This is a genomic window from Aeromonas media (assembly GCF_020423125.1).
Taxonomy (GTDB): domain Bacteria; phylum Pseudomonadota; class Gammaproteobacteria; order Enterobacterales; family Aeromonadaceae; genus Aeromonas; species Aeromonas media.
The window spans coordinates 4,117,003-4,131,115 of the sequence record NZ_CP075564.1; the positions used below are offsets into that span (position 1 = coordinate 4,117,003).

The window sequence follows — 14,113 nt, forward strand, 5'->3', positions numbered from 1 at the left end:
GAAGGAGAACACCTGCAAACCGGTATGGTTCAGGTACATGAGTCGTCACCGGCCTGGGGGCCTGTCGTGGCATAGAGCCACGGGCCGTAGGGGACAAGGCCAATCGCATGCTGGTTCATGGCTTAGCCCTTGGGCGGATACCATTTGTCGAGCAGCTCGGAGGAGCGTTGCAGCTCCTGCTGCCAGGTATCCTTCTCCACCACGGTCGGCTTGAGCAGGATCACCAGCTCGACCTTCTTGGTGCTCTCCCGGCGGTTGGTGAAGGCCTCACCGACCCAGGGGATGTCCCCCAGCAGTGGCACCTTGCTGACGATCTCCTGCTTGTCGGTCTTCATCAGACCGCCGATGACGATGATGTCGCCGTTGTTGGCCTGCACCACGGTATCAGATTCACGAATGGCGCTCTTGGCGAGTGGCAGCACCAGGGGATCCGCCGTGCCGACGTTGATGGTCTTGTTCTGCTCCTCGGTGTCGATGACGGAGGGATGGATGTGCAGCAGCACCCGGCCTGCCTCGTCGATCTGCGGGGTCACGTCCAGGGCGATGCCGGAGAAGAAGGGGGTCAGCTCCACGTTCGGCGTGACGATGGGCGCCGAGTTGCCCGAGGTGGTGGTGGTGGTCGAGGCGTTGGTGACGAAGTATTCGTCCGTCCCCACCTTGATCACCGCCTTCTGGTTGTTGGTGGCGGTGACGCGCGGGCTCGAGAGGGTGTTCACGTCCCCCTGGGTCTTGAGCAGGCTGACCGCCACGTTGAAGTTGCCATCGGAGATGGTGAAACCGGCGCCGCCCCCCAGGGCCCTGAAGATCTGGTTGGGGGTCGAGGCGATGGGGCTGTCGAGCAGGGAGCCGCCTCCCGTGATGCCCTTGTTACCGTCCCAGCTGGCGGAGAGGCCGCTCCAGTCCACCCCCTGCTCGTAGCCCTCGTTGAGGGAGACCTCCAGGATCCGGGCCTCCAGCACCACCTGGCGCTTGAGGTGTTCGCCGGACTGATCCAGAAACTCGCGCACCGCTTTCAGCTCTTTCGGATAGGCACGCACGGTGACCAGCCCCGCCTGGGGACTGGTGATGACGGCCCGCCCCTCGCCGGTACCGATCAGGGTCTGCAGGGCATCCCGCAGATCGGTCCAGTAGTCGTTGTTGCTGTCCGTCTCGATCCGGGTGCCGTTGCTGTTGTTGCTGTTGCCGTTGTCCCCGTTGGAAGAGCCGAGGTTGTTGTTGCCGCCGTTATTGTTGCCGCTGCTGTCGACGTTGTTGTTGCCGTTATTGTTGTTGTCGTTGGCGGTCACCCCGCCGGTACTGACCGACGTCCGGGAGAGGCCGCGACGGGCCATCATCAGATAGTTGACCGGGATGGTCTCGGTGCGCAGACCCGCCGGATAGACATGAAACACGTTGCCCTTGCGCTGCACGTCGAAGCCGTACATGTCGCCGACCGTGGCCAGCGCCTCCTGCAGGGTCACGTCTTTCAATTCTACCGAGATGGCACCGGCCACCCCGGGGTGGACGGCGACGCTGTAGCGGGATCCCTTGAACAGGGAGCCGAAGAACTCCACCGCATCGACGTCATGGGCCGCGATGCGCAGTCGTTTCTCCGGAACCGCCAGGGGCTGCTGGGGACGATTGAGCTGCAGCAGTTCGCTCTGCACCGAGGGAGGCAGGGTAGTCAGCGGCGCGGTCGGGGTCTGCTCGGTCATGGCCTGCTTGAGCGCGTCTTTGGCCTGCACCGGTTCGGGGTGCTGGTAGCTGGTACAAGCCGCCACCGCCAATGCGAGGGGAAGCAGACAGAAATGGTGTTTTTTCATGTTATTGGTGCACCTGACTCGCAATGAAACTCGATAACCCTGGCCCGCAGCATCCTGCGCGGAACCCACTTCACATCCGGATCTTGCTGCCAAACAGGGTCAGTGTCTGACGCTTGCTCGCTTTCTCCAGTACCACGGCATCGGCGCTGATGCCCACCAGCAGAAAACCGTCGATCCGCTGGCCCACCCGATAGCTCTGACCGTTGAGCACCGCCAGCGCCGGTCCGTTGCCCAGGATGACGCTCTGCAACCTGGGCAGACCGGCGCCCTTGCTCGGGCTCGCCGCCGCGCCGCTGCCGGCCAGGGGGGCGGTCGGGTCCTGCAACACCTCTGCCTGGGCCAGCGGGCCCAGCAGGCAGCACAACAATGTCAGCCACTTAGCCACGAATGAACTCCTTGCTGGTACTCAGGGTGTAGATCTCCATCTCCACCGCCGCCTTGGGGTGCTCAACCACCCTGTAGTCGAAACCTTTCCAGTAGAAGTGGCGAGGCAGGGCTTCCAGCGCCTTCAGGTACTGGTAGACATCGAAATAGCCCCCCTCCAGCTGGAGCCGGATCCCGTGCTTGAACAGGTTGGCCTTCTGCTCGCCAGCCATCAGCGGCTCGGGCTTGAGGGAGGTGAGCGCCAGCATATGCAGGTTGGCGGAGCGAGACAACAGGGCCTCCAGCACGGCCGGCATCTCGTGGGCCGGGATCAGATCCACCGTCTGGGCCTTGAGCTCTGCGTCCAGCCGGCCGAGGGACGCCTCAACGCCAGCCAACTGCTGGCGCACCTGGGCGTTGGGATCCCGCCCCAGCCGGGCCTGCTTGCCCTGGTTCTCCAGGGTCAGGATCTCCAGATCCCGCTGCGCCGCCGTCAGCGCCTGCCGCTCCTGGCTCAGGCGGGTGTCGGCGGCATCCAGCCAGCCGTAGATCCCGGCCGCCCCCAGCAGGATGATGCCCGTCAACAGGATCAAGACCCGCTCACGCAGGCTGAGGGCGGCCACGTGCTGTGCCCAGGCCAGCCACTGTGCTTTCATCTCCATCATGGGGTCTCCCGTGCTATGCCGCTAAGCTGGAAGGCCAGCTGGCCAGCCTTGTCCCGGCTCAGGGTCAGCTCGCCAAACTGCTTGCCCGCCAGGGACGGGGTCTGCTTGAAGCGGTTCACCCAGGCGGGGACATCCTGACTGCGTTCGGCCACCCCGGAGAGGTTGATGCGCCCATCACTTATCTCGATCCGTTGCAGGGAGAGGCGGGCATCCCGCAGACGGGCCAGATCCGCCATCACGCCGGCGTAGCCCTGGGATTTTTGCAGGGAGAGGCTGCCGAGCTGGCGTATCAGCGCCTGCTTGGCAGCCAGCTCCTCGCGCTTGTCGACCAGTTGCTGTTGCAGCTGACCGTCTGCCTGATGGCGCGCCAGCGCGGCATCGAGCCGTGTTGCCTCGCCGCGCTGCACATCGAGCAGCGCACGCACCTGGGCCAGCTCACGGTCGACACCCCGCTGTTGCCAGCCATAGAAAAAGGTGGCCGCGACCAGCAGCAGCAGGCAGCCGCCCCAGACCAGGGCCATCTGATTGAGGCTGGCCCACAGGCGCCTTGGCCTGAATTCGGCGCCATAGAGATTGATATGGTGTTTCATCCTTCGCTCCTGCCCAGGGCGGCGCCGTAAGCGCAGAGGTATTCGACACCGGCCTGCCACTGGGTCTTGTTGGCCATGGAGGAGTGAAGGATGACGTCAGCAACCCGGTTCATCGTTCGCCTCCCAGGGCCGCACCATAGGCACAGAGGTATTCGACACCGGCCAGCACCGCCTTGTTGGCCATGGCGGAGACCGGGAAACCGAAGACCTGTTCCAGGTGGCGGACCAGCAACCCGATGGCGGAGGAGGCGATGGCGAGTTGCAACTGGCCCGGCTCCGGCAGCTTGAGATGACCCGCCAGGTAGTCGAGGGAGCGCTGGATCTCCAGCGCCAGCCCGTCGAGCATCTCCTGATCGGGCTCATGGGTACCGGTGAGGCTGGCGAACCCGCGGAACTGACGGGAGAAGCAGAGCCCTCCCCGATGAAAGACCAGCAGTTGCAACTCCTGTCCCCTCGGCTGCCAGAGCAGCATGCGCACCGTCTGATCCGCCTCGTAGAGGGCCGTCATGGCCAACTCGTCGCTGACGATGGCCTCCAGAGTCGCCACGCCGTTGACCGCGTCCGCCAGTTGCTGCACCCGCGCTTTGGGCACGCAGATCACGTTGATGCGCGGCCGACCCGCAGGGGGCGTCGGCAGGTCCACATAGTCCATGGCGAGCTGCAACACGGGTTCGTTGACGAAATCCTTGATGGCCCAGGGCAGGGCCCCCGCCATTTCGGCGTCGGGCACGGCGGGCTTGTCTATCTGGATCTGCTGATAAAGGCTGGCGGCCAGGGCCACCCGCACCTTAGACTTGGCCAGGCCATGCTGGGCAAACAGCTCCCCCATGGCCCTGGGCCAGTCGTGAGGACCATTGATGGCGCGACTGGTAAAGATCGGGACGGGTTCCACACAAGCCAGCAGGATGCGATCGCTGGCCAGCAGGAGTCCCACCTGAGGGCTGGGGTGCGAACGTCGGAAAAGTGACTTCATCGAGACCTGGACCTGGCTGCATGAAACGGATTAAACCTTAACATAAACAGGCCATTAGCCTCCAACTTTATGACAAACGATGCATTGACGGCCAAGATGACCTCCCCCTGGGATGCGCCACTGGAACCCGCTCAGATCCCCTCCCCCCTGCACCCTGTCCACCACCCTCTGCTGGATGCCCACGGCGTGCGGCTCTGGTGCAAGCGGGATGATCTGATCCACCCGACCCTCTCCGGCAACAAGTGGCGCAAGCTCAAGTACCACCTGCAACAGGCTCGGGCGCAGGGCAAGACCCACCTGCTGTCGTTTGGGGGCGCCTACTCCAATCACATTCACGCCCTGGCGGCGGCCGGCCTCAGGTCCGGGCTGCGCACCACCGGCATCATACGCGGTGAGGCTGACAGCGTCAGCAACGCAACCCTGAGCGCGGCCAAAGGCTGGGGCATGGATCTCGTTTTTGTGGACCGCCAGAGCTACCGGCGCCGCCAGGATCCCGACTGGCTGGCCCAGTTCGCGGCACCTGACACCCTGATAGTGCCGGAGGGGGGGAGCAGCCCGCTCGCCATCCCCGGGGTGGCCGAGCTGGTGGCCGAGGTGCCCTTCTCGCCGGATCTCTGGGTGCTGCCCTGCGCCAGCGGTGGCACCCTGGCGGGGCTCATCGCGGGCAAGCAGGCACGGGAGCAGATCCTCGCCATCGCCGTGCTCAAGGGGGGTGGCTTCATCGCCGACGAGGTGTGCCGGCTCTATCCTGCGGCGGCCATCACCGATGGCTGGCGCATTGCGCTGGATCATCACGATGGCGGCTATGCCAGGTTCAGTCCGGCCCTGTGGCAGTGGGTACAGGCCTTCAGCGCTCACACCGGGCTGCCGCTCGAGCCCATCTACAGCGGCAAGGCGATGTGGGGGCTGTTCCGGGAACTGGCCGCCGGGCGCATCCCCCGCGGCAGCGAGGTGGTCTTCATCCACACCGGGGGCCTGCAGGGGCTGGCGGGCCTCAAGGAGCAGGGCAGGCTGTAGGCCAGGGCGATTCAGGGGCCCGGAGAGGGGTCGGGTCGCCACTGAACCAGGCGGGCCCGTCAGGCGGGCATGATCAGCCGCTGTGGTTCGGCGAACCAGGGCCCCTGGCCCGCGTGCACGCCGAGATGACGCAGCATCTTCCACTCGTCGCCGCTCTCCACCCCGACCGCAATCACCCGGGTCTGGGTATTGGCGCAACCCCCCACCAGGCTGCGCACCGCCATCTGGTTGACCTGTCGCAGGTGGATCTCCCGCACTAGGCTGGGGTGCAGCTTGAGGAAGTTGATCTCGAACTCCTTGATGTACTGCGTGCTCACCACATCCTGGCCCGCGTGATCGATGGCCAGCCGGCATCCCAACATGCGCAGCGCCCGCAGTGGCCGCTTGAGCGCCTCGTAGTGGCGGGTCACCTGAGACTCCGACAACTGCAGGATCAACCCCTCATTGAGGCTGCGCGGCAGTTGGAACAGCTCAAAGAAAAGATCCCGCTGGAACTCGCGATTGAGCAGGTTCTGGGCACTGAGCGACAGGCAGACGGGGCAGCTCGACTCCGGCCGCTGGCGCAGCAGGCGAAGGGTCTGGGCGACCACCAGCCGGTCCAACGGCAGCAACAGGCCGGCCTTCTCCGCCATGGGCATGAAGACTCCTGCCTGCAACTCCCGCCCCTGCTCGTCATGAATGCGGATCAGCAGCTCCTGTTGCAGCACCACCTGATCCCGCTCCTGCTGCACCGGCTGCAGATAGAAGGAGATCCCCCGCTCCTCGATGCGGCGGTTGATCAGGGTGCGCCAGCGCACCGTCCCCTTGTTGCTCGCCTCCTCGTCCAGCGACTTCTCGTAGAGGAACCAGCCGCTGTGACCCTGCAGGCGTGCACTCTTGAGCGCCAGCTCGGCCTCTTCCTGCACCTTGAGCAGGGAGTCCTCGGCCTGGTAACAGACGGCACCGAGATAGACGGCCGTGTCCAGATTGACCGACTCGGGCCAGTGCAGGCGCTGCAGGCTCTTGAGCAACTGACTGGCGCCGTCCACCATCTCGCTCTCGGACATGTTGGGCAGCAGCACGGCAAAGACCTGGCCGGCGTAGCGGGCCTGCAGGGCACCGCTGTGCTTGCGCACGAAGGCACCGATGGAGGCACTCGCCTCCATCAGCAGATCCTGACTCGGGCGCCCGCTCAGTTCGGGATCCAGCTCCTCCAGCCCGGCCAGCTCGATCAGCAGGACACCACCACTGATCACGCTCGCCTCCATGATGGCGTTTTCCAGCCGGTTGTCGAAGAAGAGGCGGTTGCCAATGCCGGTGGTCTTGTCGACGAAGGCGTTGCTGCGGATGAAGTTGTCGAACCGGCTGCGCTCCTTGCGGGCATCGGCCAGCTCGGCCAGCAGATGGGTGAGCGCCTGGCTGGCGGGGAGGGGCCATTCGTCGGCGGGATCATGGGCCAGCTTGGTGAGTTTGCCATCCAGGATCAGTTGGGCCCGCTCCGCCAGCAGCTCGGCACCACGCAGCTGCTGTCGCAACCAGCGGATGGAATACCAGAGACCGAACACCACGATGAAGACCCCGAGGGAGATGCCGAACATGGCCTGCATGGAGTACTCAAACTCCTTGAACGGCCTGTCCAGCTTGAACTCGGCCTGCATGCCGACCTGATTGGGAATGGCTTTGCTGTAGGGGATCAGCAGACTCTCGTCGGTCTGTTGTTGTACGTCGCGAAACCAGTAGACCCGCTGCCTGTCCTGGCGGATCTCCAGCTCGACCACGTGGGAAGCCCGCAACAGGGAGGGCAGCCAGCGGGCCAAGGCCTGCTGATCGTCGGTCACTCCCAGTTGCTTGTCGATGATCTCCACCAGGGAGTCGACCCGGTTCTGCTGCAGCTCCATCCCCATCTGGCGGAAACTGAATACCCCGCCCAGCATCACCACGGCCATGGCCGCGATCACGCACAGCGTAATAAAGGAGACGAGTTGAGTGGTCAGTTTCATGTGCCTTTCCGTAGCCGACAGCATCCATAGAGCCTCATGGTATCAGCCTTGGCCAAACCCCACCTATGGATGAAGATCCCGCTTCTGCAAATAAGCGCGGCGGCCGCTCATGCCCGGGCGTGGGTCATTCGTACGGGGGGACTCGGGAGAGGATAAAATCGGGCAACCAGCCAAACGGCGGGCAGAAAAATGGTCCCACTGCGGGGACCAAAAGAAACACTCATATCAAAACTAACACTCTGTGCTACTGACAAAAATAGATACAGGAGTATTGAACACACGGTGAGTCAAACCGCACTGCTACTCTAGCGATTTCAGATAAGCTGGACAATTGTCATTTATGACAGGTCAGCGATTGAATCTCCATCAATCAATTTGTCATATTTGTTGTATATCAATGGATTATGATTATTGTTCCAAGTGTGACCGATGTGACTCAAATAGAACCAGCTAATGCTATGATGTTGCCATCCATTTGCATCCCATGCGCCCACCGGGCAGGTATCCCTTGCGACGATCGTCTCCCTTCTGGATCAGTCTGCTGCTGCTCTGCCTGCCCGTGCTGGCGAGCCTTCCCCTCAGCCAGTTGCTGGGCAGTCCCCTGGCCCACCAGCTGTTGCAGCAGAAGAAGGCGCAGATAGAGGCCGCGCTGACGGAACGCCACAAGACGCTGGATGACAATATCCGCACTCAGCTGTCCAGGTTCGCCTTCGATTGCGGTCCAGCAGACATGGCTCTGCTGCGGGATCCCCGCTTCTACAACAGTCATATCCGGCTGCAGGGGATCCTGCTCGCCTCCGGCCGTGGCTGTTCCAGCCTGGGGCTGGATCTGCCCTTCACCCTGGCCGAGCTGCCCCCCTATCCCAAACAGGAGCAGTTTGGCCTCACGGCCACCCATGCCCGCTTCAACACCGAGCAGGAGCTGGTCGCCTATTTCAGACAGGGAGATCACGTTGCCTATTGGGTGCTGAACAACAGCTGGGGCCACGATCAGCTGCAATCCCCCTGCTCGGGCTGCTTCTACCTCGAGTTTGGCCAGCAGAGCCCGGGCAAGGTCACCGCTCTCTTCCCCCGTGGCGACAAATCCATCAAGCAAGAGCCCGGCAACCAGAGTCTGAGCTTCTTCGATGCGGATCCCCAGATCAGGCAGACCCTGTGGGCGGGCAAGGCACTGGAGGAGTATGCGAAGCAACAGGCCCGCCACTATGGCCTCTTGTATGGCGGTGCACTGGGACTCCTGCTGGTCGCCGCCTATTGGGGGCTGCGCAACTATCGCCGCTCCCTCAAGGGACTGTGCTGCAGGCAGGCCTGGTCCGGCGAGAGTTCATCCCCTTCTATCAACCCATAGTGGACAGCGGCAGCAGAAAGGTGGTCGGTTTCGAGGCGCTGCTGCGCTGGCAGCGGGGCCGGGAGCTGGTACCGCCAGGCACCTTCATCGACTATGCGGAGACACAGGGGTTGATTCTGCCCATGACGGAGCAATTGCTGGAGCGGGTCATCGCAGATCTGCCCTGGCTGGAGCCGACGCAGTGGGTCAGCGTCAACATAGTGGCCGCCCACCTGGAGCAACCCCATCTACGCCCTCTGTTGCAACGCCACGGCTGGCCCTCCCCGGCCAGACTCACCTTCGAGCTGACCGAGCGCAAGCCGATCACCGATATCAAGGCGGCCATGGGGGAGATAGCGCTGCTGCAGGAGAAGGGGTATCACTTCAAGCTGGATGACTTTGGCACCGGTTATGGCGGTTTCGCCTACCTGCAGCGCCTCGGCATCCGCCAGATCAAGATCGACAAGATGTTCGTCGACACCATAGGCACCGACGATCTCAAACGCACCCTGCTGGACGCCATCATCGCCTTCGGCCATGAATCCGATATGGAGATGATCGCCGAAGGGGTCGAGACCCTGGAGCAGGTCGACTACCTGCACCGCCGTGGTGTCCACCTGATCCAGGGCTATGTCTATGCCAGACCCATGGCACTCCACAAGCTGAAGATCTGGCTGCTGGCATGGCGGCAGAGCCAGCCCGGCAGGCAATGAGCGCGAAACACGAGGGTTCCCGCCAGGAGACCCTCATTCCTTGCAACAAAATGATTCTCCTCTGACGGGACAACTCCCTTTATCATGGGCTGGCGCGCCCCTGTGGCGCGGCCTGTTGTCTCCCTACCCGTCGGCTACGGCCGCCCCGAGATGAGAACCACTGCCTATGAAGTCATTTATCCGGCAAGAGATTGCCCTGCCCGTTGGCCTGCTGACCCTGCTCTTCTTCAAGACCCTGGGCAGCGACCTGCTGACGGAAGCAACCCCTCTTGCGGTCTACCTGCCGGTGTCACTGGCCCTGCTCGCCATCGTCACCTGGGCCATCTTCTCCGTCGTACGTCACTCCGACGCCCTGGCCATCAAGCTGGGTGAACCTTTCGGTACCCTGATCCTGACCCTCTCGGTCATCTCCCTGGAAGTAGTGATGATCTCCTCCGTGATGCTGACCGGTGAGCCCAATCCCACCATGGCCCGCGACACCATGTTCGCGGTGGTGATGCTGGTGACCAACGGCCTGGTGGGCTTCACCCTGCTGTTTGGCGGCTGGCGCTATCACACCCAGAACTTCAATCTGGACGGGGTAAAATCCTACCTGGTCGCCATCATTCCGCTGGCCCTGCTCTGCCTGGTGCTGCCAAACTTCACCCGGGGCGGCACCCTCGGCAGCATGTCCAGCGCCATGTCCTGGATGCTGATCATCATCTCGGTGCTGCTCTACGGCGTCTTCCTGCTGATCCAGACCCGCAGTCACAGCCACTTCTTCGTCGACAGCGACCACGAGGATCACGAGGATCATCACGGCATACTGCGCAGCAACGTCTACCACACCCTGCTGCTGCTCACCTACCTGGTGGTGGTGATCCTGCTGGCCAAGACCCTGGCCATCCCCATCAACTACGGGGTGCATGTGATGGAGGCCCCGGCCGCGCTGGGCGGTTTCATCGTGGCCTGTATCGTGCTCGCGCCGGAGGCGGTCGGCGCCATCAAGGCGGCCTTCAACAACCAGTTGCAGCGCGCCATGAACCTCTACTTCGGGTCCGTGCTGGCCACCATAGCCCTGACGGTCCCCTCGGTGCTGTTCATCGGCGCCCTGCTCGGGCAGGAGGTGCGCCTCGGTCTCGACGCTGCCAACATGGTGCTGCTCATCACCACCCTGATGGTCTGCAAGGTGACCTTCAGCAGCGGCCGCACCCATGCCCTGCACGGCGCCACCCACCTGGTGCTGTTTGTCGTTTATCTGTTCCTGATGTTTGAACACGAATAACCGGCGCCAGCACTCAGCAGTTGCTGTTCGTGGTCTATCTGTTCCTGATGTTCGAGCACGAATAACCGGCGCCAGAAACGACAAGACCGCCCATCGGGCGGTCTTTTGTTATGTGCGGGCTGACCCCTTAGAGGCTGGGCAGCACCCCTGCCGGGATCAGATCGTTGTAGCTGGCGGCGCCCAGCAGGGCGGCGGCGGCCTCGATGTCCGGCGAGAAGTATCTGTCCTTGTCGTAGAAGCTGACCTCTTCACGCAGTCGCCCCTTGGCCAGTTCGATAAGCTCGGTGCTGCGCAGGGGGGCGCGGAAGTCCAGGCCCTGGGCGGCGGCGAGCAGCTCGACCGCCAGTATGCCGCGGGTGTTCTCCGCCATGTCCGCCAGACGGCGACCGGCGAAGGTGGCCATGGAGACATGATCCTCCTGGTTGGCGGAGGTGGGCAGGCTGTCCACCGAGGCCGGGTGGGCCAGGGTTTTGTTCTCGGAGGCGAGTGCCGCCGAGGTGACCTGGGCAATCATGAAGCCCGAATTCACCCCACCATTGTTGACCAGGAAGGCGGGCAGGCCCGACATGCGCGAGTCGATGAGCAGCGCCATGCGTCGCTCGGAGAGCGAGCCAATCTCGGCGATGGCCAGGGCCAGGTTGTCGGCGGCGAAGGCCACCGGCTCTGCGTGGAAGTTGCCGCCGGAGAGGATCTCCTCATCCTCGGCGAACACCAGGGGGTTGTCGGAGACCGCGTTGGCCTCGCACACCAGCACCTCGGCGGCGTGGCGGATCTGGGCCAGACAGGCCCCCATCACCTGGGGCTGGCAGCGCAACGAGTAGGGATCCTGCACCTTCTCGCAGTTGTGGTGGGACATGCCGATCTCGCTGCCATCCACCAGCAGGTGGCGATAGCAGGCGGCGGCGTCGATCTGGCCGCGCTGGCCGCGCACCTCATGGATGCGGGCATCGAACGGCCGGCGACTACCGAGGGCCGCCTCCACACTCATGGCGCCTATAGTGATGGCACCGGCGAACAGATCCTCGGCATGGAACAAGCCTTCCAGAGCGAACGCCGTGCTGGCCTGGGTGCCGTTGAGCAGGGCCAGCCCCTCTTTCGGCGCCAGGGCGATGGGCTCGAGGCCCGCAATCTTGAGCGCCGTGGCGGCGTCGATAAGCTCGCCCTTGTGGCGGGCCTTGCCTTCACCTATCAGCAGGCAGCTCATATGGGCCAGGGGGGCCAGGTCACCGGAGGCGCCGACGGAGCCCTTCTTCGGCACCACGGGATAGACTTCGGTGTTGATGAGGCGCATCAGGGCCTCGAGCACCGTCAGGCGGATGCCGGAGAAGCCCCGCGCCAGCGAGTTGACCTTGAGCACCATCATCAGCCGCACGGTAGCGTCATCCATGTACTCGCCAATCCCTGCGGCATGGGAGAGCACGATGGAGCGTTGCAGCTCGTCCAGCTGCTCCACCGGGATGCGGGTGTTGGCCAGCAGGCCAAAGCCGGTGTTGATGCCGTAGACCACGCGGTTTTGCTCTATCACCTTGGTGACCACGGCTGCGGAGGCGTGGATCCCCGCCAGGGCGGCCGGATCCAGGCTGACATGCACAGGCTCGCGGCTGACGCGGCGCAGGGTGGCGAGGCAGAGCTTGCCCGGTTGCAGATTGAGTTCGAACATCTTATTTCGCTCCCTTGCCAGCTGTGTTCAGCATCGGCAGATCCAGTTTCGCCTCATGGGCGCAGTTGATGGCAATCTCGTAGCCGGCGTCGGCGTGACGCATCACCCCGGTGGCCGGGTCGTTGCGCAGCACGCGGCCGACCCGCTTGGCGGCGTCATCGGTACCGTCACAGACGATGACCACGCCGGAGTGCTGGGAGAAGCCCATGCCGACACCACCACCGTGGTGCAGGGAGACCCAGGTCGCGCCGCCTGCGGTGTTGAGCAGGGCGTTGAGCAGCGGCCAGTCGGAGACGGCATCGGAGCCGTCCATCATGGATTCGGTCTCGCGGTTCGGGCTCGCCACCGAGCCGGAGTCCAGGTGGTCGCGACCGATCACCACGGGGGCTTTCAGCTTGCCGTTCTTCACCATCTCGTTGAAGGCGAGACCGAGGCGCACTCTATCCTTGACCCCGACCCAGCAGATCCGCGCCGGCAGGCCCTGGAAGGCGATGCGCTCGCGGGCCATGTCGAGCCAGTTGTGCAGATGAGGATCATCGGGGATCAGCTCCTTCACCTTCTGGTCGGTCTTGTAGATGTCTTCCGGATCACCGGACAGAGCCACCCAGCGGAAGGGGCCAATGCCCTCGCAGAACAGCGGACGAATGTAGGCCGGTACGAAGCCGGGGAAGTCGAAGGCGTTTTTCACCCCTTCCTCCAACGCCATCTGGCGGATGTTGTTGCCGTAATCCAGGGTGGCCGCGCCGCGGGCTTGCAGGGTCAGCATGGCTTCCACCTGGCGCGCCATGGAGTGACGAGCCGCCTGGTTCACCTCCTGGGGCGCAGATTTTTGCAGCTCGCGCCACTGGGCGACGCTCCATCCTTGCGGCAGGTAGCCGTGGATCGGGTCGTGGGCCGAGGTCTGGTCGGTCACCACGTCCGGGGTGATGCCACGGGCCACCAGCTCAGCGAAGACGTCGGCGGCGTTGCCGAGCAGACCGACGGAGACGGCGGTACCGCTCTGCTTGGCCTCCTCGACCATGGCCAGCGCCTCATCCAGACTGTAAGCCTTCTTGTCGACGTAGCGGGTCTTCAAGCGAAAATCGATGCGGGTCTCGTCGCACTCGACGGCGATCATGGAGAAGCCGGCCATGGTGGCCGCCAGAGGCTGGGCGCCGCCCATGCCACCCAGGCCGCCGGTGAGGATCCAGCGCCCTTTCGGCTCGCCGTTGAAGTGCTGGTTCGCCACCGCGAAGAAGGTCTCGTAGGTGCCCTGCACTATCCCCTGGGTGCCGATGTAGATCCAGGAGCCGGCGGTCATCTGGCCGTACATCATCAAACCCTTCTTATCGAGTTCGTTGAAGTGCTCCCAGTTGGCCCAGTGGGGCACCAGGTTGGAGTTGGCGATCAGCACCCGGGGCGCATCCTTGTGGGTCTGGAACACCCCGACCGGCTTGCCGGATTGCACGAGCAGGGTCTGGTCGTCCTCGAGACGGGTCAGCACCTCGACGATCTTGTCGTAGCAGGCCCAGTTGCGGGCGGCGCGGCCGATGCCGCCATAGACCACCAGGGACTGGGGATGCTCGGCAACTTCCGGATCCAGGTTGTTCATCAGCATCCGCAGCGGCGCTTCGGTGAGCCAGCTCTTGGCGGTCAACTCGGTGCCACGGGGGGCGCGAATGACCCGGCTCGGGTCGTGACGGGGATCCTGGTGTTGCACAGACATAGACACTCCTTGTTTATCAATGCAGCCGCCATGCGGGGGCACAGTGCCCCCTGGC

Annotated in this window: 10 protein-coding genes and 1 pseudogene; 3 read left to right on the forward strand and 8 right to left on the reverse strand. The window is 63.8% G+C overall.

Translation table 11 applies throughout. The annotated features are described in order from the left end of the window. Positions 1–122: 122 nt before the first annotated feature. From mshL to KI797_RS19080, 5 genes are all read right to left on the reverse strand, one after another. Complete coding sequence (mshL, locus tag KI797_RS19060; protein ID WP_226170652.1) at positions 123–1,802, reverse strand: pilus (MSHA type) biogenesis protein MshL; 1,680 nt, start codon at positions 1,800–1,802, stop codon at positions 123–125. A 70-nt stretch (positions 1,803–1,872) separates the two neighbouring features. Continuing rightward, positions 1,873–2,187: a SctD/MshK family protein gene (locus tag KI797_RS19065; RefSeq protein WP_226170654.1), complete on the reverse strand. Its 315-nt coding sequence runs from the start codon at positions 2,185–2,187 to the stop codon at positions 1,873–1,875. Then, a complete protein-coding gene (locus tag KI797_RS19070; RefSeq protein WP_226173181.1) occupies positions 2,180–2,827 on the reverse strand; it encodes a type 4a pilus biogenesis protein PilO in 648 nt (215 codons plus the stop codon). The genes KI797_RS19065 and KI797_RS19070 overlap by 8 nt, the downstream gene beginning before the upstream one ends. After that, positions 2,827–3,420, reverse strand: a complete 594-nt coding sequence (locus KI797_RS19075; RefSeq protein WP_139439242.1) for a PilN domain-containing protein — start codon at positions 3,418–3,420, stop codon at positions 2,827–2,829. Before KI797_RS19075 ends, KI797_RS19070 begins: the two co-directional genes overlap by 1 nt. Positions 3,421–3,529: 109 nt before the next feature. Then, the gene (locus KI797_RS19080; RefSeq protein ID WP_226170656.1) at positions 3,530–4,393 is read right to left on the reverse strand and encodes an MSHA biogenesis protein MshI; all 864 of its coding nucleotides are present in this window, start codon (positions 4,391–4,393) and stop codon (positions 3,530–3,532) included. A gap of 96 nt (positions 4,394–4,489) precedes the next feature. Between KI797_RS19080 and KI797_RS19085 the strand changes: the two genes are divergently transcribed. Then, positions 4,490–5,410: a 1-aminocyclopropane-1-carboxylate deaminase/D-cysteine desulfhydrase gene (locus tag KI797_RS19085; RefSeq protein WP_182787337.1), complete on the forward strand. Its 921-nt coding sequence runs from the start codon at positions 4,490–4,492 to the stop codon at positions 5,408–5,410. Between the two features lie 59 nt (positions 5,411–5,469). Here KI797_RS19085 and KI797_RS19090 read toward each other — a convergent pair whose 3' ends face one another. Beyond that, a complete protein-coding gene (locus tag KI797_RS19090; RefSeq protein WP_171273063.1) occupies positions 5,470–7,389 on the reverse strand; it encodes an EAL domain-containing protein in 1,920 nt (639 codons plus the stop codon). A gap of 484 nt (positions 7,390–7,873) precedes the next feature. On the opposite strand from KI797_RS19090, the pseudogene KI797_RS19095 reads away from it, so the two are divergent. Next, positions 7,874–9,429: pseudogene (locus tag KI797_RS19095) on the forward strand (EAL domain-containing protein). A 166-nt stretch (positions 9,430–9,595) separates the two neighbouring features. Then, the gene (locus KI797_RS19100) at positions 9,596–10,693 is read left to right on the forward strand and encodes a calcium:proton antiporter (RefSeq protein ID WP_226170658.1); all 1,098 of its coding nucleotides are present in this window, start codon (positions 9,596–9,598) and stop codon (positions 10,691–10,693) included. 127 nt (positions 10,694–10,820) lie between these two features. Here KI797_RS19100 and hutH read toward each other — a convergent pair whose 3' ends face one another. Together hutH and hutU are read right to left on the reverse strand one after the other, a co-directional pair. After that, positions 10,821–12,353, reverse strand: a complete 1,533-nt coding sequence (hutH, locus tag KI797_RS19105; protein ID WP_043131319.1) for a histidine ammonia-lyase — start codon at positions 12,351–12,353, stop codon at positions 10,821–10,823. Between the two features lies 1 nt (position 12,354). Next, positions 12,355–14,058 (reverse strand): urocanate hydratase, encoded by a 1,704-nt coding sequence (gene hutU, locus KI797_RS19110; protein ID WP_226170659.1) that lies wholly within the window; start codon positions 14,056–14,058, stop codon positions 12,355–12,357. Positions 14,059–14,113 lie beyond the last annotated feature (55 nt).

What these genes read in the sequence shown, in the direction of transcription:
- KI797_RS19075 (WP_139439242.1), bottom strand. Translation starts at nt 3,420, where the DNA reads ATGAAACACCATATCAATCTCTATGGCGCCGAATTCAGGCCAAGGCGC.
- KI797_RS19085 (WP_182787337.1), top strand. Translation starts at nt 4,490, where the DNA reads ATGACCTCCCCCTGGGATGCGCCACTGGAACCCGCTCAGATCCCCTCC.
- KI797_RS19070 (WP_226173181.1), bottom strand. Translation starts at nt 2,827, where the DNA reads ATGGAGATGAAAGCACAGTGGCTGGCCTGGGCACAGCACGTGGCCGCC.
- KI797_RS19100 (WP_226170658.1), top strand. Translation starts at nt 9,596, where the DNA reads ATGAAGTCATTTATCCGGCAAGAGATTGCCCTGCCCGTTGGCCTGCTG.
- hutH (WP_043131319.1), bottom strand. Translation starts at nt 12,353, where the DNA reads ATGTTCGAACTCAATCTGCAACCGGGCAAGCTCTGCCTCGCCACCCTG.
- KI797_RS19080 (WP_226170656.1), bottom strand. Translation starts at nt 4,393, where the DNA reads ATGAAGTCACTTTTCCGACGTTCGCACCCCAGCCCTCAGGTGGGACTC.
- mshL (WP_226170652.1), bottom strand. Translation starts at nt 1,802, where the DNA reads ATGAAAAAACACCATTTCTGTCTGCTTCCCCTCGCATTGGCGGTGGCG.
- hutU (WP_226170659.1), bottom strand. Translation starts at nt 14,058, where the DNA reads ATGTCTGTGCAACACCAGGATCCCCGTCACGACCCGAGCCGGGTCATT.
- KI797_RS19090 (WP_171273063.1), bottom strand. Translation starts at nt 7,389, where the DNA reads ATGAAACTGACCACTCAACTCGTCTCCTTTATTACGCTGTGCGTGATC.